This is a genomic window from Methylomonas sp. Kb3 (assembly GCF_002834115.1).
In the GTDB taxonomy this organism is placed as follows: Bacteria; Pseudomonadota; Gammaproteobacteria; order Methylococcales; family Methylomonadaceae; genus Methylomonas; species Methylomonas defluvii.
Map to the genome: position 1 here is coordinate 355,519 of NZ_PIZT01000068.1, position 17,532 is coordinate 373,050.

Genomic DNA, 17,532 nt, shown 5'->3' on the forward strand with positions numbered 1-17,532 from the left:
TAATTAAAATGGCCGCAAAAGAAGACTTTTACAAACTGCTGGAACTGGATCGCAACGCGAGCGAAGCCGAAATCAAGAAGAGCTATCGCAAGATGGCGATGAAATTTCATCCCGACAGAAACAAGGATAATCCGGAAGAAGCGGAGAAAAAATTCAAGCTGGTCAAGGAAGCCTACGAGATTTTGTCCGACCCGAAAAAACGCGCGGCTTACGATCAATTCGGTCATGCCGGCGTCGATTCGTCGATGGGTGGCGGGCGCGGCGGCTTTAGCGGGGCGGAGAATTTTAGCGATATTTTCGGTGATGTGTTCGGCGATATTTTCGGTGGCGGTCGGCAGCAGCGCAGCAGCGTGCAACGCGGCGCCGATTTGCGTTACAACCTGGAACTGACGCTCGAAGAGGCCGTCGGTGGAACCGAAGCGACAGTCAAGGTACCGGTGCTGGTGGCTTGCACCGAGTGTAACGGCAGCGGCGCCAAAAAAGGTAGCAGCCCGGTCACCTGTAACACCTGTCATGGTCACGGCCAAGTCAGGATGCAACAAGGTTTTTTCTCGGTGCAACAAACCTGTCCTACGTGCCGCGGCACCGGCAAGCAAATCAAGGATCCTTGCCCAAAATGTTACGGCCAGGGTCGGGTGCAGGAAACCAAAACACTCAACGTCAAAGTGCCAGCCGGCGTGGATACCGGCGACCGGATTCGTTTGGCCGGCGAGGGCGAGGCGGGTGCGAACGGCGGTCCGGCTGGGGACTTATATGTACAAGTGCAGGTCAAGGATCACCCGATTTTCACCCGCGACGGTGCTAATTTGTATTGCGAAGTGCCGATCAGTTTCCCGATGGCTTGTTTGGGTGGTGAACTGGAAGTACCTACGCTGGACGGCAAGGTCATGTTGAAAATTCCGCCGGAAACCCAAACCGGACGCATGTTCCGTTTGCGCGGCAAAGGTGTGAAACCGGTCCGGGGCGGTGCTGTCGGCGATCTGTTGTGCAAGGTGCAATTGGAAACCCCGGTACATCTAACCAAAGATCAAAAAGCCATGATCGAGAAGTTGGGCGAATCATTATCCGGCGGCGGCAAACACCACAGTCCGCAAGAGCATGGCTGGATGGATGGCGTGAAAAACTTCTTCGACAAATTAACAGGGTAAGCCATGGTGCGGATCGCGGTAGTAGGCGCTTCCGGGCGTATGGGTTTATGTTTGCTGAAAGCCGCGTTGGCGGCGGAAAACGCCGAGTTGACGGTGGCGGTATCCCGCCCGGATAGCTTGGCGCTGGGCAAGGATGCCGGTGAACTTGCCGGTGTGTCGGCGGCAGGTATTCAGGTCTGCGACGACTTGGCTGCTCTGACTAATAAATTTGACGTATTGATCGATTTCACCCGGCCCGATGCGTCGATGGATTACATCGAAATCTGCCGCCAAGCAGGGAAAAAGGTTGTGATCGGTACTACCGGTTATAGCGATGCGCAAAAAGCCGCGATTACTAGGGCTGCACAGGATGTGGCAATAGTCATCGCGCCCAATTTCAGCGTCGGCGTCAATCTGTCTTTAAAGTTGCTGGAGATGACTGCCAAGGTGATGGGCGATTACACGGACATCGAAGTGATTGAAGCACATCACCGTCACAAAGTGGATGCACCATCCGGAACCGCGTTGCGGATGGGCGAGGTAGTCGCTGCAGCCTTGGGACGCGATTTGAAAGACTGCGCAATCTATGGCCGCGAAGGCGATACCGGCGCGCGCGACCGCAAAACCATCGGCTTTTCCACGATTCGGGCCGGCGATATTGTCGGCGAGCACACGGTCATGTTTGCCGACGATGGCGAGCGGGTGGAAATTACCCATAAAGCCAGCAGCCGTATGACCTTCGCCAACGGTGCGGTAAGAGCTGCGGCTTGGTTGGCGGACAAACCGAATGGACTGTTCGATATGCAGGATGTGTTGGGTCTGAAAGGCTAATCAGGTCTTAAATCTTGTCTGCACGCCGCTGAATAAGCTAGGTCTTATATTCGTAGAGGCGTTACCTCGCCAGTCAGTTTATAATGCCGGTAATCCGCGATAACCTGAGCGTGATCGAAAGCCAACAGGCTGGGCAGATTGTCGAAATTGAATAAACCAAAGTTTTTAGCATCGTCGGCCGCCATCGGTGTGCCATGGGCTTTCGCCAGGTAGACGGCGGTGACGGTGTGGTTGCGTGGGTCGCGTTGCGGATTGGAGTAAAGGCCCAGTAGTACGGTTAGTTGTACATCCAGACAGGTTTCTTCCTTGGCTTCGCGGATGGCCGCGTGCTCAATCGTTTCGCCGACATCGACAAACCCGCCGGGTACTGCCCAGCCATAGGGCGGATATTTCCGCTCTATCAACACGAAAGGACGCTGGGGGTGGTCGATCAGTTCGATCAAAATATCGGCGGCTAACAAGGGGGTGACGGGCTTTGCCATGGCATTCCTGAAAATGATGAGTTTTAGTGCATTGAAAATAGGCGTGTTCTGCTAAATTTAACCATGTTTTCAAGCGTTGCTGAAATTCTCGATGCTTTTTCCTCGACCAATTAATCATGAATTAATCGGCTTTTCATATCATCCCAGCCGCTTTACACGGCGCTATTAAAGTCGAATCAAATTTCCAAGAATCAAAACATGAATGAGTTTATTCCCGGCCAACGCTGGATTAGTAATACCGAATCGGAACTCGGTTTGGGTATGGTCATAGACACCGAGTTTAACCGTGTCACCGTGCTATTTTTAGCGACCGGCGACCGCCGGGTTTACGCCAGAGATAACGCGCCGTTGACCCGGGTGCAGTTCAACGAAGGCGACGTGATCGAATCGGCGGATTACGCCAAGATTAGCGTGCAACAGGTGCAACAACACAATGGTTTGTTGACTTACATCGGTATCGATGAAGACGGTCAGCTGCAACAAATTGATGAGATGGAGCTTAACCATCATATTCAGTTCAACAAACCGCAAGATCGTTTGTTTACTGGGCAATTCGACCCGACGGCCTGGTTTTTATTGCGTTACGAAACCTGGCGGCGCCAGCAACAGCATCAGCAAGCCGCGACCAAAGGTTTGCAGGGTGCGCGGGCTTCGCTGATTCCGCATCAGCTGTATATCGCCCATCAAGCCGCCAGCCGCGCCTTGCCGCGCATTATGCTGGCCGACGAAGTGGGTTTGGGTAAAACCATCGAAGCCGGTTTAATCATCCAACATCGCTTGATTAACGGCTTAAGCAAGCGGGTGTTGATTTTGGTACCGGAAAGTCTGTTGCATCAATGGTTGGTGGAGATGCTGCGCCGCTTCAATCTGCGCTTCAGCATTTTCGACGAAAGCCGTTGCTTTGCCAGCCCCGACGAGAACCCGTTTCTCAGCGAGCAATTAGTGCTGTGTAGCCAGCGCTTCTTTGCCGATTCTCCGCATCGCCAGCAACAAGCTTTGGATGCAGGTTGGGATCTGGTGGTGGTTGACGAAGCGCATCATCTGGAGTGGAGCGAAGACGCACCCAGTGCCGACTATTTATTTGTCGAGCAATTGGCATTGGCATCTCCCGGCCTGATTCTGTTGACCGCTACGCCCGAGCAATTAGGTAAGGAAAGTCATTTTGCGCGTTTGCGCTTGCTCGATCCGGATCGTTTTTACCGTTTTGAAGAATTCCTGCGCGAAGAAAGCCAGTTTGAGCCGGTAGCCAGACTTGCCAATTTGCTGATTTCCGGCGAAGCGCTGGATGCCGAACAGCAGGAGCAATTGAAAGTTTTATTAAAACAGGACAATGTCGACAAACTGCTGCAACAGGTTAACGACAGCGAAGCGAATGCACGGGAAGAGTTGATCAAGTTGTTGCTCGATCATCATGGCACCGGCCGGATTTTGTTCAGAAACTCTCGACAAACCGTGCAGGGTTTTCCGGATCGTCAGCGCCATGCTTATCCGCTGCAAGGTGAAGACACGACGGACTTAGCCAACAGCCCTTATCTGCATTGGCTGGTTGCGCAGTTGAAGGCCTTGGGCGACGAAAAGGCCTTATTAATCTGCAAACGTGCGGAAACCGCGATCCAGCTGGAGCAATTGTTACGGCAGCACGTCGGGCATACCGCCGCGGTGTTTCATGAAGGCATGAGTATCGTCGAGCGGGATAGGGCGGCGGCATTTTTCGCCGACGAAGAGAGCCGGGCGCAAGTGTTGATTTGTTCCGAGATCGGCAGTGAAGGGCGCAATTTTCAATTCGTGCGCCATCTGTTTTTGTTTGACCTGCCGGAAAATCCGGATTTGTTGCAGCAGCGTATCGGTCGTCTGGATCGAATCGGCCAAAAGCATGTGATTCAAATTCATATCCCTTATCTGCTAGATAGTACTCAGCACGTATTATTCCGTTGGTACGACGAGGGCCTGGACGCATTCCGGCATAATTGTTCGGGTGCCGCACAAGTCTTGAAGTTGCTAGGCGATGCTCGTGACAGTGCATTGCTCAGCCGCGATGCGGCGGCAGTCGAGGCTTTGATCGCCAAGACCAAGGCTCTGAACAGTCAGGTTGAAGAGGAATTGCATAAAGGCCGCGATTTGCTGTTGGAGCTAAATTCTTGCCGGCCGCAAGAAGCCGCGCGCCTCGTGGAAGAGATCAGTGCCGGCGAACGCGACGGTAGTTTGTGGCCGTTTATGGAAGCGATGTTCGACTGTTATGGCGTCGATGTTGAAGACCATTCGCGCGATTGTCATATCCTCTGGCCCAGCGAAAATCTGCGCATCGCCCATTTTCCGATGCTGCAAGACGACGGCCTGACGGTAACGATCAACCGAGACATCGCGCTGGCCAGGGAAGACATGCAGTTTTTGACCGCCGAGCATCCCATGGTATTGTCGGCCATGGATTTGGTGTTATCCAGCGAGACCGGCAATGCCGCGGTCAGCGTGGTCAAACATCCGCAACTCAAAGCCGGCCAATTCCTGTTGGAGTTGTTGTTTGTTGCCGAATGCAGTGCGCCCGCCGAATTGCAAATCGGCCGATTTTTACCGCACACGCCGCTGCGCGTTTTGGTCGATCAAAATAAAAAGGATCTAACGGCTGTTATTAGCCACGACAGCTTAGTGGAGACCGGCGATAGCTTCGATAAGGCGCAAATCAGCCAGTTTTTGAACAGCCAACGTCAGCATATTCAGGATATGATCAAAGTCGCGGAGCAGTTGGCGGGTGCGCAAATGCAGAAGTTGATAGCGGAAAGCAGTAATCTGATGATAGCCACGCTAACCGGGGAAATCAAACGACTGGTGCGGCTGAAAAAGATCAATCCCGGCATCAAGGAGCAGGAAATAGAGCAACTCAAGGAGATGACCATGCTCTCGCACGAAAGTATACAGGAAACTCAGTTGCGGCTGGATGCGGTGCGGTTTGTGATTACCAGCTAACTTGCCGACAGCGATTTACGGCGAGCAGGTGCCGTTTTGTGCCGGGATGACGATTAAGCGGTTTTGATCAGCACGGTGGTGTCGTCCAGTTCCACGCATTCAAACATCAGATCGTCGATAGAACCTTCCACGTGGTCTACGTAGTGTAAGCCGCATTCCGAATCGACATGTTGATGTTTCAGAATGCCGTGTACACTGAACGGCGTTCTGGATTCAGGCAATACCATGGTGATTTTAACTTTGCCGGCAACATCGGGACTGATGGGGTCTTGAAGCTTAACCCGGATGCCGCTATAGCTGATGTCCAGGATTTCCGCATTCAGCGAAATTTCCCGGGGTGTTCTGCTATTGAAAATAATGCCGGCCTGCAGGCCTCTAGGTTTTACTCTACGGTGAATTCGTTTTTCGAAACTCATGTGTTGTGGCCTCTGCTGAAGAATCGCGGTAATGCTATTGAGGATTTAGTGTAGGTGCAAAGTCAGTTTTTGCTACTGTGGCGTGCCCATCATGCCATATCTTTTCTATTCATACACCCGTTAATTGCGGGCATAAAATAAGGTTATTGCATGTTATTTTCAGAATTGGGTTTGTCCGAGCAGCTTCTTAAGGCGGTTGCCGAACAAGGCTATGAAACTCCCACACCGATTCAGGCGCAGGCTATTCCGGTCATTTTGCAAGGCCGCGATGTGCTGGCCGGCGCGCAAACCGGCACCGGCAAAACTGCCGGATTTACCTTGCCTCTCCTGCAGCTGTTGCAAGGACAGCCGGTTCCGCAAAAGCCGCGTCCGGTTCGGGTATTGATTTTGACACCGACCCGCGAATTGGCGATGCAGGTTTATGAAAGCGTCAGAACCTATGGCAAGCATTTACCTTTTTTTGCCGAGGCGATTTTTGGCGGCGTCAGTATCAACCCGCAGATTCAGAAGATCCAGCGCGGCACCGATATTGTCGTTGCCACGCCCGGCCGTTTGCTGGATTTGATTCAGCAACAACATCTGGATTTGTCAAAGGTTGAGCATTTCGTACTCGATGAAGCCGACCGAATGCTGGATATGGGGTTTATCCGCGATATTCGTCGAATCATCGCTTTGCTGCCGAATAAACGCCAGAACCTGCTGTTCTCGGCGACCTATGCCCCGGAAATTAGCGCACTGGCCGAACAAATCCTCACTGATCCAGTTGAAATCGCTGTTGCCAAGCGCAATGCCGCGGCCGATACCGTTTCGCAACTGGTGTATGGCATTAACCGTGAATACAAGCGCGAATTGCTGTCCTACCTGATAGGCAACGGCCATTGGCAGCTGGTGTTGGTGTTCGTCCGCACCAAGCATGGCGCGGATCGTTTGGCCAAGCAGTTGATCAAGGATGGCATCCGTTGCGCGGCCTTGCACGGTGATAAAAGCCAGGGTGCTCGGGTGCGGGCTTTGGAAGACTTCAAAAATGGCAGCATTACCGCCTTGATTGCCACCGACATTGCCGCGCGCGGCCTGGACATCGATCAATTACCGCATGTGGTGAACTTCGATTTGCCGCAAGTTGCGGAAGATTATGTGCATCGTATCGGCCGTACCGGCCGAGCTGGCGCCGAAGGGCAGGCAATTTCGCTGGTTGATCCGGAAGAGGCGTACTTGTTGGCTGCCATCGAAAAACTGTTGAAAAGGCAGATTCCGCGAGTCGACGATACCGGCTATCCGAGGGTATCTTTGGCTGCGACCAATAGCAAGCCGCAGCCGAAACCGGCTCAGCCGAACAAGCCGGCGGCCAGACGGCCGCATAATGGCCGGGCAGGGGAGTCGGCTAAACGCGCGCCGAATTCGCGCAAACCGCGTGCGCAAACGGCCAAGCCCCGCTAATCAATTTGATTTGTCGTGCCCGGTCATGGGCACGGCATTCGTCTCTCCCCGAATGCCGGTTTATTCCGCAACCGGCTCTGCGAACATATGGATTGCCAGCCATATCGACTCAATGTCCGGATGGGTCCAATCCACCCTATGCCGGCAATGCGCTGGAATCAGCAGATAGTCGCCGGGCTTAAGATCGACTGGTGCGGATTGGGCAAATGTCAGTCTGGCTTCGCCTTGTAACAACATCACCCATTCGTCCTGATTTTGATCGTACCACTCGTTTTCGGGGCTGCAATGGCCCTTGGAAACGATGCGCTCGATGCGAATAGTAGGCTTGCTAAACAAGGTTTGGCATAATTCTATTGGCAACTGAGCTGGAATGTCTGTAAAAATGCACGAACTGCTGATGTTCATAAAAGCGGGTACATAATAAAAAATTGGGGGAGGGGAATGAATATGAATAATACGTCTTTTACTGCGTTAATGGCGGTGGTTATCGATAAACTACCGGGGATTATGCAACTGTCGCAACGCAGTTGCGATACTGCTAAATGCGTGGATTTTTTGGCGCCGCTGTTGCTGCGGCTGTATTTGGCACCGGTATTTTGGATGGCGGGTACCAAAAAATTTGCCAATTTTTCCGACACGGCCGAGTGGTTTGGTAATGCTGAATGGGGCTTGGGTTTGCCGGCGCCATATGTGTTGGTGTTTCTGGTCGCGCTATTTGAAATCGTCGGCGCCTTGTTTTTACTGTTAGGTTTTGCCACCCGGCCTATCACTTTGCCATTGATGATCATCATGGTGGTCGCAGCGGTCAGCGCGCATCTCCAAAATGGCTGGTTGGCCATTGCGGCCGGTAGCGGCATTTTTGCCACCGAGCGCACGATAGGCGCGATTGAGCGACTGGAGCGGGCCAAGGAAATTTTACAGGTGCAGGGCGACTATCAATGGCTGACCGAGAACGGCGCCTTGGTGATACTGAATAACGGGATTGAGTTTGCCGCCACCTATTTCGTCATGTTGCTGGCTTTGTTTTTCCTGGGCGGCGGCCGGTTTGTCAGTGTGGATTACTGGCTGGCGCGCAAGTATTTGCCTGAACTAACACCCAGGGCCTGACCACCACAGCCCACACCGAACTGTTGGCACTGATCCATTCGCCGGCCTGTCGATCCGAAACATGACCGATTAGGCCGGCTTCCAGCCATTGCTCAACTTGCGCCTTGTTGTCGCGCGAGAACTGATAAGCTACTTCTACCAGATCCAGTTCCTTTGCAACCGAGATTGCCAGGCCGGCCGCGAAAAAACGTTGCAACTCGGCCCAGGGAATGGACGAGGTTTCCAAATTCACCTTGGCTTTTTCCAGATCGGGGAGAGAGTCGTTCATTAACATTTTCCGGTTGGGATGTTGTAGTATGCCCAGCTATTTTATCGTAACCCGGTTTATAAAACAGAAGTGAGGATTCATCGATGTCGCTATTGAGTTCATTTAAAAAGCGTTCCACCCTGGACGCGGCGATCAAGCAAGTTGCCCAGGCCCGTAAAAGCGAAGGCAGCAAAGCCGAGCAACTATACAAGGGTGCGTATCAAGGCTTTGCTAATGTCATTGCCGACCATTTGATCGTCTCCGAAGCGCTGTATCACTGGGGATTTGGGCTATTACACGAAGCCCGGACTCAAGAACCGAAAGCCGCTATTGAAATTTACGAAGATGCCATTTCCAAGTTTTCTTTTTGCTTATTGATTTCGCCTAACTATTTGGGGGCGGCGATAGACGGCGGCGTAGCATTTATGGAATTGGCCCGCATCAGTGCCGAGGCGGCGAAGCCCGACCTTTACGATTTGGCGGAAGATTTTTTCGAGAAGGCCTGCGCCATTCAAAAAGGCAGCGCAGCTTACAATCTGGCCTGCGTTTATGCATTACGCGGCGATAACGACGCCTGCTTGGCCGCACTGCAAACCGCCAGGGAATTTGGTAGTTTGCCCGACGAACAAAATATATTGCAAGACGACGATATGGCCGGCGTGATTAATGCCCCTTGGTTCAAGGCGTTTATGGAGGAGGTACGCGCTACGCCGGCCCCGGAAAAAACCAGAATCAAGGATGTTGAAATTAATGTGGAGCCGGGCTTCAAGATAGAGAAAAAAGAGGACTTTGATTACTACTCATAAGTTATTAGGCCGTCCAAACTTTAATACCCTGCGGGCACCAAGGCTTAGCGGGGTTTTAGGTCTGAATGAGTCAGACTGTCCATCTGCGCGGTTTTCCATATAGCCAATCCGTTTTTGTCCGCGGATAGGGGATGAAAGCAAGCTATTTGATGCACGCTGGCATTAATCGGGTTTTTCCGTCCAGGTTGTTTGTTGTACCGGCAAGATGAACCTTGCTATGTCTTTCAGGATTTAGCTGATAGCGAATGCGCTTTGGTTTCCATGGCAGGCTTGGCGTCGCCGACATCCTGGTAGCGCTGAGCGGTTTCATCGAATGCCTCGGCGATAGCCAAAAAGGCATCGGTGACATCCGGATCGAAGTGCGTTCCCCGGCCTTTAGCGATCAGCCGCACCGCTTCTTCGTGGGGATACGCTTCTTTATAAACCCGTTTGCTGATCAGTGCGTCGTAAACGTCGGCGACTGCCATCAAACGGGCGCTCAGCGGGATTTGCTCTCCGGAAAGCCCTTGCGGATAACCGGCGCCATCCCATCTTTCATGGTGGCAATAAGCGATCTCCACCGCGTAATTTAAAAACGACCAGTCACTGTCGCCAAAATCCCGCGCCGCCGACAAGATGGCAGACCTTCCCTCCGCGCAGTGCGTTTTCATAATCGTCCATTCATCCGGCGATAGTTTTCCCGGCTTAAGCAGTATCGCATCGGGAATGGCAACCTTGCCGATGTCGTGCAGAGGCGCGGATTTAAACAACAGTTCGATGTCGCCATCGGTGAGACTATAGCGAGCATTGGTGCGCAACCGTTCGGCCAACAACTGCACGTATCGTTGGGTACGGCGTATATGGTTGCCGGTCTCGTTGTCCCTGACCTCCGCCAAGGCACAAAAAGCCGCGATGATGGAGCTTTGCGCGGCGATCAGCTGCCGATCTTTGCGAAATAACTCTGCCGTGCGCTCGGCCACCAATTGCTCAAGATTGTCGTTATGCTGTTTCAGCTCGCGCCTGGTGGTGGCCAGGGCCAGATGATTACGGACCCGGGCCAACACCACCGGCGCGGATGCCGGTTTATGAATAAAATCCTCGGCGCCCAGTGACAGACCGCACTCCTCGTCCACGGCGCTATCCAAGCTGGTCAGAAAAATCACCGGAATATCACGAGTCGCGAGGTTGGCTTTAAGTTGCTTACAAACCTCGAAGCCGTCGATGCCCGGCATGACGACATCCAGTAATATCAGGTCCGGCGCGTCGCGGCCGATCAGCGCCAAAGCCTCGGAGCCATCGCTGGCAAAGCGGGTGCTGTATCCCTTGCCCAAGATGTTGCTCAACACCTCGATGTTATTTAAGGAGTCGTCTACGATCAGTATTTTCGGTCGTTTATCTTGGCTATTCATGGTCTGTCCAGCTATTGCCCTCTAAGAGTTTCTCTAATGCAATCAATGCTGCATCGTAGCGCAATTCTTGTGTCGCTTGCGCAATTTCCGCAAATTCCAAGGCGAGTTCATGATCGCCTATCTTGTGGGCGAGATCGGTGACCGAATACCGGGCATCCAGATTCTTAGTTTTCAATTGGCGAAGCAATTTCTGTAGGTCGGGCAGCAGATTGGCATGTTTAAACTGTTTTTCTGAATTAACCGATAAGGCAAGCCGCCTATCGTCAGCATCTTCCAATGACTGACTCAATAACAGGAGGGCCGCCTCGCATTCCTGAGCAAGTAGTTCCGTTTGCGCCGTCAAATTTCTCTCCTCTCCGCTTTTGAGCATCCGGCACAGTCGGTCGGCCGAGGCTTGAAGCGCGCCGAGGCCTAAATTGCCGGCCTCGCCTTTCAGGCTGTGAGCGAGTAAAAACAGTTGCTCCGAATCGCCATCGGCAAGCCGTTGGTGCAATAGCGTTGCAGCGTTCCGATACTGCTCGGCAAACGCCAGCAATAGGCGCCGGTAAAGGGCGATGTTGCCTCCCAGCCGGGCCAAAGCCGCTTGCACCGCCACGCCTGGCAGATTGCTCTCGAGTTGGGCAATCGCCTTGGTATCCGGGCGAATGTCGGCAGCTTTTTCCTGCTGCGCCGTAGCGGGTTTGGGCTTGATCCACCTCGCCAGCGCATTGGCGAGTTCTTCCGGTTCGACCGGCTTGGCGATGTGGTCATTCATGCCGGCCGCTACGCAGGCCTCTTTATCTTGATTCATCGCCGCAGCAGTCATGGCAATGATGGGCAATTCCTTTAACGCCGGCAATTGGCGAATCTTGCGGGCGGCCTCCAGGCCATCCAGCACCGGCATATGCAGGTCCATCAACACCGCATCGAAATGGGATTTCTCCAGGCATGCCAAGGCCTCCAGGCCATTGTTGGCAGTCTTGACCGCCAAGCCGCCTTTAATCAGAAATTCCTGTGCCACCTGTTGATTGAGTTGATTATCCTCGACCAGCAAAATCCGCGCGCCGCGGATAGCTGCCAGCGTGGTTCGGGTGGCGTTGAATACTTCGGCGGCGGGAACAGGCTGGCTGGTTTCGTTTCGTTGCAGTTGAACCAGGGTGTTGAGCAGGTTGGAGGGTGTGACCGGCTTGGCGATGATCGCGTCCACTGGAATGTTGCCCGCCGACTTGGCCAGCGCCTCGCGCTCATAAGCCGTGATCATGATGGATATTGGCGGCCGGCTGTTATGTTCGTCATGGGCTATGGTCTCGGCTAGTTCCAGACCGTTCATGCCGGGCATTTTCCAATCCAATAACAACAGCTCAAAGGGTTTTCCGCATCGCTCCGCTTCGGCGAACAAGCGTAAACCTGTTTCGCCCGAATCAGCCGTCGCCACTTCGAATTGCCAACTTTCCAAAATCGAGCGCAGTATCGTCAGCGAGGTTTCCTGATCGTCGACCACCAGGGTGCGCATGGGGCATAAACCCTGCAAACGCCAGCCCGGTGTCTGCTCGCTGGACGAAATACCGGCCGGCAGGCCTAGTCTAACCGTAAAGGCAAAGGTACTGCCGGATTCGGGTTCGCTCTCCAGGGTGATTTCTCCCGCCATCAATTCCACCAGGCGTTTCGAGATCGTTAGCCCCAAGCCGGTGCCGCCGAATTTGCGGGTGATGCCGGCGTCGGCCTGCGCGAAAGGCTGAAACAGTTGGCCGGCTTGTTCGGCCGTGATGCCGATGCCGGTATCTCTTACCGCAAAACGCAGACGTATGGCATTGTCCGTTCTTTCCTGCGTCTCGACGCGAAGGTGGACTTCGCCTTGATGGGTGAATTTAATGGCGTTGCCGACCAGGTTGTTAATGATTTGGCTGAGGCGGAGCGGGTCGCCCTGCAACTGATCGGGCACATCCTGTGCTATATCGATGAACAGCTCTAGGCCTTTTTCATCGGCACGGATGGAGAACAAGTCTGCCGTCGCCCGCAGTATGTCTTCCAAGCTGAATTCGATGGCCTCAATGTCTATGCGCCCGGCTTCGATTTTTGAGTAATCGAGAATGTCATTCAGAATACCCAGCAAGGCTCGCGATGAATTCAATACCTTGCTGAGGTAATCGTGTTGCTTCCGGTTCAGCTCGGTATCCAGTGCCAGTTGCGTCAGGCCGATGATGGCGTTCATCGGGGTACGTATCTCGTGGCTCATGTTCGCTAAGAAATCGGATTTGGCCAGATTGGCACTTTCGGCTTGTTTCCTGGCGTCCAACAACTCCGTCGTGCGCTCGTTTACTAGGTGTTCGAGATGATTTTTGTAGTGCTCCAATTCGACTTCGTACCGTTTGCTGTCGGTGATGTCCATACGTATGCCCAGGATACGGCTAACCATGCCGTCTTCGCCGCGCTGCACGCAGAATGCTTTAACACTGATCCAGCGATAGCTGCCGTTGGCATGGCGCATCCTGGCTTCGTAACTGTAGGCATTGGCGCGTTTCGACAGTACGGCCGCAATTTTTTCGGCGATGCCGGCTCTGTCGTCGGGATGGAGGCGCTCCAGCCATTCGTTACGATCACCGGGGCCGGGTTTTGCTTGATAGCCTAGCATCGTGAAATAAATCGGTGACATCTCGAAACTGTCCTTTTTGACGTCCCAATCGAAAATGCCGATTTGCGCCACATCCATCGTCAAGCGCAGACGCTCTTCCGATGTTTTGAGCTGCTCTTCGACTTGCTTACGTTCGGTAATGTCGAGCGTAAAACCGTTGATCTGTCCGCTTTCTTCATCCAGATAAGCGGACATCGAGAACCATTTGGTTTGCCCGGTTACGAGCACCGCTTGTGCTTCAAAGCCGCGTACCTCTTTATTTGTCCGCAGCAATTGATAAAACAACTTCAATTGATCGAGATCGGCCCACAGCTTCTCGGCCGGCACATAACGTTGCAGAAAAGTATCGACGGAGTCGCAATCCAATTGGCGTGCCAAAGTGAGATTCAGAAAGCTAAACTGACCTGCAAAATTTCTCTGAAAAATACCGACCGGTGCATTCTCGATAATGTAGCGGTAATTTCTTTCGTCGTTCTGCCATTTCAAACGGCTGTGCCGCGCAACCAAGGCTAACACTAACGAAGCGATCAAAATGACGAGTCCGGCCGTGCCGTACCAGGCCAAATGTTTCCGCCATTCGGCCAGATAGTCCTGTTCGGCGATGGCGGCCAGCACGTACAAAGGATAATCGCCGACCCGCCGAAAACTATAGAGGCGTTTAACGCCATCGCCCGGGCCGGGCTGTAGATAGGAGCCGTGGGTTATGCCCTGGGCGATGTATTGGTGCAGGGGGTGGTTAGGCATGGTTTTGCCTAGATTGGCTTCCAGATGCGGATGGCGAGCCCAAAGCCTCATGTGCTCGTCGCGGAGTAACACCGCGCCGTGCTCGCCAAGGTTCAACGTCGCGTAAAAACTTTCGAACGAACTCAATTGCACGATGACGTTAACGTATCCGGCAAAGCCACCGTCGGGAAAATCGATACGCCGGGTCAGGGAGATATGCCAGATGCCCAGAGTACGTGATATTTCCGGCGGGGAAATGTGTAAGCCAGTCTGGCGATGATCCCTATGAAATTGAAAGCTTTCTTTGTCGGCGACATCGATGGCTGGCTGAGCATCGATAGAACTGTAGATACAATCGCCGTTGGTATTGAATATCTGGATTCCGCCGATCTCGATCACCGCCGCTTGCTGAATATCGTTGGCCTTTTCCTGCAGCAAGGCTTGCATAGCATGGTTTTCAACGGCGTTATCGAATTGGCTGCTGCGCATGTCCTCGGGTCGAATATGCCCCTGAAGATCTTTCAGAATCAGATCGATTTTTTGTAGGGTGGCCAGCGCATGCCCCTCCAGAACCAGAGCGATATTTGCTGTTTCGATACGCGCGTGTTCTATGTGGTTATCGCGCTCTTGCTGCAGGCTCAAGCCCATCAGCGCCACAAATCCCAAGATACCGACCAAGCCAGCGGCGATTGCCAACCCAAATGCCGATATTCTTGGAAAACGTTGTTTCATGTGCCCACTCCCGGCTATAAATTATCACCTAAATTCGGCAATTGCTAAAAAGCCGAGGACTCAAAGCGAGCCGCTGAGATGGCCGCGCATAAACCGGCGCGAGTCGAGTTCCATCGTGAACGGCTCTATGCAATCCTAACGTAACAACAATTCGAAAGACTTATTTTGCGCCGCCGCTTTGCCGTATCAGAACTCGGCTAATCTTGAAACGAGAAAACCGAACGCATACGGGTAAAGGTTTTCGCTACTGTTGGTAGCAGGCATTGACAATCGCCCGCAATTTTTCCAGGCCCAATTCACGGGTCAGCGCTATATTGCGCTCGGGAATACCCTCCGGGTCGGGATGACTGGCGACGGCTTTTTCGATGCTGTCTTCGCGAATCAGATGCAGCATGGGGTAGGGGGAACGGTTGGTGTAATTGCTGGGGTTGTTTGTCGGCGTTTGCGCAAAGCAATAGTCCGGGTGAAAACTAGCCAATTGGTAGATGCCTTCGTAGCCTTGATCGATCAGCAATTGCTCCGCGATAGCCAGCAAATCCAGGAAATCTTCGAAGTCGGCAAACGCCTCATTAAATATCAGCAAGGTGGTTTCGGTGTCGGGCTCGGAATCGAGATGCACGCACTCGGCAATGACCGCTTCCAGGCTATCCTCAATGCTGTTGCTCGACACGACCTGATAGCGAATACTGCCTTTCTCCTGCTCGCGGCGGGCAAACGGGCAAATATTGTATTCAATAACAAAAGTTTTTAGCCAAGCCTGCGTAGCGGCGATAATCTGTTGGTTAGTCATGGTGATCGAAAAAAATGAAGAAAAGCACTAAACACTGTCTCTGGCTGTTGGCGATATTGCCGGCTTTGCTATCTGCCGAAGTCTATCAATGGACCGATCCGCAAGGTCGCCGCCATTATGCTGATCATGGCAATGAAAACGCCAAAGTTGTAAGCATCAATCCCGGCGTCGCGTATTACCGGGTAGAAAAGGTGTTCGATGGCGATACTATCTTACTAAGCGACGGCCGGAAAGTCCGTTTTTTAGGGATCAATACCCCGGAGGTTGCCGGCCGTAACAAGTCAGCAGAAGCCGGCGGCGAGCAGGCCAAGGCCTGGTTGAAGCAAAAGTTGGAGCATCAGAAGGTATTCCTGCAAGGCGATGTGGAAAAACAGGACAAATATCAGCGCACTTTGGCCTACGTGTTTACCGAGGACAAGGAGCATATCAACCTGGAATTGGTGAAACGCGGATTGGCCACGGTTAACATTTTTCCGCCGAATTTCAAATATCTCGACAGCTTGCTGTCGGCTCAGCGCAGTGCCGAGCAAGCCAAATTAGGGATTTGGGGGGACCAAGCCTACGCGCCGCTGGCGGCGGAACTGCTCGATGAGGGTAATTACCAGGGTTGGAAACGCTTAACCGGACGCATCCGCGCGCTCAAAAACACAGCGAAACACAGCTACCTGCAATTCTCCGATGCGGTATCCATCAGTGTCGAGCCAATATCGGCCGGCTTGTTTCCGCCGCTGGAAACCTATGTAGGTAAGGATGTGGAAGTGAGGGGGTGGGTGAGGCGCTCGAAACAGCGTTTTGCCGTGCAGGTGCGGCATCCGGCGGACATCGTGTTGCGTTGATGCCGGCAGCCGGGCCGCTTACTCTTCTTCGGCGAATAACGCTTGGATCATTTGCTTTTCCTCGTCGTCGAGGATGTGTTCTGCGGAAAACCAGCGAGTGCGTTGAAACGGGATTTCCCGCTCCGCGTCGCGCAGTCCGGCGCGACGATCAATCTCGCGGCGCTCGGCCCGCCGGCGATCCAAAACCCGCCGGTCTTGTTTTGGCCACAGCACATATTGTTGCTGAACGAAAGCGATCCACTCCGCTGAGTTGAAGGCGAACGGATTAGTCCGGCGTTCTTGCTGACGGCGCGCCCCTCGGCGGCGTGCCGAATCATCGCTAGTCATCATAGTGGTTACCACTGACCTATGCCGCCGCATACACGCATGCTGTAGAGGACAACCGGCGAATTGATGTAAAAAAAATACGACCTAAATAACATTCGACCAAAATAATAAGCTTCTCAAGAAAATCTGAGTATGTAGGTAGGGATTTTAAATGTACCGGCCCAAATGCTCAATCAAACTTAGTTTTCGGATGTCATTTTACTGGACAAAGTTCCCGGTAACCGAGGCAGGATCAGTCATCACCAGCATTTGGACGGCGATCCAAAAATCCGGGAGACATTTTTGGCTATGTCTTATTCCGCCGAACAACGCAGGCCTGCAAGCGCTTTTTATTGTTTTGGCGGTTAGGGCGCTATGCGCCATTCGCACCTGGACAACTCAGGGAACAATGTATTGATTAATAGCCGCGAATCGACCAAGCCTTTTTTCATCAGCGCAATCAATGTTTTATTAGTGGATCCAACCGGTACGACAGCCCATTCCTTAGGGCATTTATTCAGCAGATTTATTTGAGCAGTAGTCAGTTTTTCTCTAGCCATCGTTACACCTATTTTCGGATTTGGTATTGCTAACGGGTCTTGTATATGGGGTTTTACTTGACGCCGGCATACGGTAAGTCAAAAAACAGGATTTGTTAAATTAGTAATATTCATCAGCTCAATTAATAACGTGCATTTGGGGCTATCGGCCTTCCGCCGGCATAGAAACAAG

At 52.9% G+C, this 17,532-nt stretch carries 15 protein-coding genes; 7 read left to right on the top strand and 8 right to left on the bottom strand.

Translation table 11 applies throughout. From position 1 onward, the window contains the following. Positions 1-8: 8 nt before the first annotated feature. Both dnaJ and dapB read left to right on the top strand, forming a co-directional pair. On the top strand, positions 9-1,148 hold the full coding sequence (gene dnaJ / locus CWO84_RS20465) for a molecular chaperone DnaJ (RefSeq protein WP_101054857.1): 1,140 nt from the start codon (positions 9-11) through the stop codon (positions 1,146-1,148). A 3-nt stretch (positions 1,149-1,151) separates the two neighbouring features. Beyond that, on the top strand, positions 1,152-1,958 hold the full coding sequence (dapB, locus tag CWO84_RS20470) for a 4-hydroxy-tetrahydrodipicolinate reductase (RefSeq protein ID WP_101054860.1): 807 nt from the start codon (positions 1,152-1,154) through the stop codon (positions 1,956-1,958). 44 nt (positions 1,959-2,002) lie between these two features. Here dapB and CWO84_RS20475 read toward each other — a convergent pair whose 3' ends face one another. Further along, entirely contained in the window at positions 2,003-2,440 is a 438-nt protein-coding gene (locus tag CWO84_RS20475; RefSeq protein WP_101054863.1) for an NUDIX hydrolase, read from the bottom strand. Positions 2,441-2,638: 198 nt separating this feature from the next. On the opposite strand from CWO84_RS20475, the gene rapA reads away from it, so the two are divergent. Beyond that, positions 2,639-5,401, top strand: coding sequence for an RNA polymerase-associated protein RapA (rapA, locus tag CWO84_RS20480; RefSeq protein ID WP_101054865.1), 2,763 nt, complete (start codon positions 2,639-2,641; stop codon positions 5,399-5,401). 53 nt (positions 5,402-5,454) lie between these two features. On the opposite strand, the gene CWO84_RS20485 is transcribed toward rapA, so the two are convergent. Then, positions 5,455-5,817 carry a PilZ domain-containing protein gene (locus CWO84_RS20485; protein WP_101054868.1) on the bottom strand — a complete coding sequence of 121 codons (363 nt, stop codon included), beginning with the start codon at positions 5,815-5,817 and terminating at the stop codon, positions 5,455-5,457. A gap of 150 nt (positions 5,818-5,967) precedes the next feature. Between CWO84_RS20485 and CWO84_RS20490 the strand changes: the two genes are divergently transcribed. Then, entirely contained in the window at positions 5,968-7,254 is a 1,287-nt protein-coding gene (locus CWO84_RS20490) for a DEAD/DEAH box helicase (RefSeq protein WP_101054871.1), read from the top strand. Between the two features lie 60 nt (positions 7,255-7,314). Here CWO84_RS20490 and CWO84_RS20495 read toward each other — a convergent pair whose 3' ends face one another. Beyond that, a complete protein-coding gene (locus tag CWO84_RS20495) occupies positions 7,315-7,659 on the bottom strand; it encodes a cupin domain-containing protein (RefSeq protein WP_101054874.1) in 345 nt (114 codons plus the stop codon). A gap of 42 nt (positions 7,660-7,701) precedes the next feature. Between CWO84_RS20495 and CWO84_RS20500 the strand changes: the two genes are divergently transcribed. After that, complete coding sequence (locus CWO84_RS20500; RefSeq protein WP_240618108.1) at positions 7,702-8,361, top strand: DoxX family protein; 660 nt, start codon at positions 7,702-7,704, stop codon at positions 8,359-8,361. Here CWO84_RS20500 and CWO84_RS20505 read toward each other — a convergent pair. Then, complete coding sequence (locus CWO84_RS20505; protein WP_101054878.1) at positions 8,303-8,629, bottom strand: DUF2288 domain-containing protein; 327 nt, start codon at positions 8,627-8,629, stop codon at positions 8,303-8,305. The genes CWO84_RS20500 and CWO84_RS20505 overlap by 59 nt on opposite strands. A gap of 83 nt (positions 8,630-8,712) precedes the next feature. Here CWO84_RS20505 and CWO84_RS20510 point away from each other — a divergent pair, with 83 nt between their 5' ends. Further along, positions 8,713-9,414: a hypothetical protein gene (locus tag CWO84_RS20510; protein WP_101054881.1), complete on the top strand. Its 702-nt coding sequence runs from the start codon at positions 8,713-8,715 to the stop codon at positions 9,412-9,414. Positions 9,415-9,638: 224 nt separating this feature from the next. Here the strand turns inward: CWO84_RS20510 and CWO84_RS20515 are convergent, their stop codons facing one another. The 3 genes from CWO84_RS20515 to CWO84_RS20525 all read right to left on the bottom strand — a co-directional run bounded on the left by CWO84_RS20515 (position 9,639) and on the right by CWO84_RS20525 (position 15,658). Beyond that, positions 9,639-10,802: a two-component system response regulator gene (locus CWO84_RS20515; protein WP_101054884.1), complete on the bottom strand. Its 1,164-nt coding sequence runs from the start codon at positions 10,800-10,802 to the stop codon at positions 9,639-9,641. Then, the gene (locus tag CWO84_RS20520; RefSeq protein WP_101054887.1) at positions 10,795-14,868 is read right to left on the bottom strand and encodes a response regulator; all 4,074 of its coding nucleotides are present in this window, start codon (positions 14,866-14,868) and stop codon (positions 10,795-10,797) included. The genes CWO84_RS20515 and CWO84_RS20520 overlap by 8 nt, the downstream gene beginning before the upstream one ends. A gap of 244 nt (positions 14,869-15,112) precedes the next feature. Then, positions 15,113-15,658, bottom strand: coding sequence for a DUF1415 domain-containing protein (locus CWO84_RS20525; protein WP_101054890.1), 546 nt, complete (start codon positions 15,656-15,658; stop codon positions 15,113-15,115). A 14-nt stretch (positions 15,659-15,672) separates the two neighbouring features. Here CWO84_RS20525 and CWO84_RS20530 point away from each other — a divergent pair, with 14 nt between their 5' ends. Continuing rightward, positions 15,673-16,494, top strand: coding sequence for a thermonuclease family protein (locus CWO84_RS20530; RefSeq protein ID WP_101054893.1), 822 nt, complete (start codon positions 15,673-15,675; stop codon positions 16,492-16,494). Positions 16,495-16,512: 18 nt separating this feature from the next. Here CWO84_RS20530 and CWO84_RS20535 read toward each other — a convergent pair whose 3' ends face one another. Then, on the bottom strand, positions 16,513-16,824 hold the full coding sequence (locus CWO84_RS20535) for a hypothetical protein (RefSeq protein WP_051669669.1): 312 nt from the start codon (positions 16,822-16,824) through the stop codon (positions 16,513-16,515). Positions 16,825-17,532 lie beyond the last annotated feature (708 nt).

Excerpts from the sequence above, each read along its gene's own strand:
- dnaJ (WP_101054857.1), top strand. The coding sequence starts at position 9 with ATGGCCGCAAAAGAAGACTTTTACAAACTGCTGGAACTGGATCGCAAC.
- dapB (WP_101054860.1), top strand. The coding sequence starts at position 1,152 with ATGGTGCGGATCGCGGTAGTAGGCGCTTCCGGGCGTATGGGTTTATGT.
- CWO84_RS20475 (WP_101054863.1), bottom strand. The coding sequence starts at position 2,440 with ATGGCAAAGCCCGTCACCCCCTTGTTAGCCGCCGATATTTTGATCGAA.
- rapA (WP_101054865.1), top strand. The coding sequence starts at position 2,639 with ATGAATGAGTTTATTCCCGGCCAACGCTGGATTAGTAATACCGAATCG.
- CWO84_RS20485 (WP_101054868.1), bottom strand. The coding sequence starts at position 5,817 with ATGAGTTTCGAAAAACGAATTCACCGTAGAGTAAAACCTAGAGGCCTG.
- CWO84_RS20490 (WP_101054871.1), top strand. The coding sequence starts at position 5,968 with ATGTTATTTTCAGAATTGGGTTTGTCCGAGCAGCTTCTTAAGGCGGTT.
- CWO84_RS20495 (WP_101054874.1), bottom strand. The coding sequence starts at position 7,659 with ATGAACATCAGCAGTTCGTGCATTTTTACAGACATTCCAGCTCAGTTG.
- CWO84_RS20500 (WP_240618108.1), top strand. The coding sequence starts at position 7,702 with ATGAATAATACGTCTTTTACTGCGTTAATGGCGGTGGTTATCGATAAA.
- CWO84_RS20505 (WP_101054878.1), bottom strand. The coding sequence starts at position 8,629 with ATGAACGACTCTCTCCCCGATCTGGAAAAAGCCAAGGTGAATTTGGAA.
- CWO84_RS20510 (WP_101054881.1), top strand. The coding sequence starts at position 8,713 with ATGTCGCTATTGAGTTCATTTAAAAAGCGTTCCACCCTGGACGCGGCG.
- CWO84_RS20515 (WP_101054884.1), bottom strand. The coding sequence starts at position 10,802 with ATGAATAGCCAAGATAAACGACCGAAAATACTGATCGTAGACGACTCC.
- CWO84_RS20520 (WP_101054887.1), bottom strand. The coding sequence starts at position 14,868 with ATGAAACAACGTTTTCCAAGAATATCGGCATTTGGGTTGGCAATCGCC.
- CWO84_RS20525 (WP_101054890.1), bottom strand. The coding sequence starts at position 15,658 with ATGACTAACCAACAGATTATCGCCGCTACGCAGGCTTGGCTAAAAACT.
- CWO84_RS20530 (WP_101054893.1), top strand. The coding sequence starts at position 15,673 with ATGAAGAAAAGCACTAAACACTGTCTCTGGCTGTTGGCGATATTGCCG.
- CWO84_RS20535 (WP_051669669.1), bottom strand. The coding sequence starts at position 16,824 with ATGATGACTAGCGATGATTCGGCACGCCGCCGAGGGGCGCGCCGTCAG.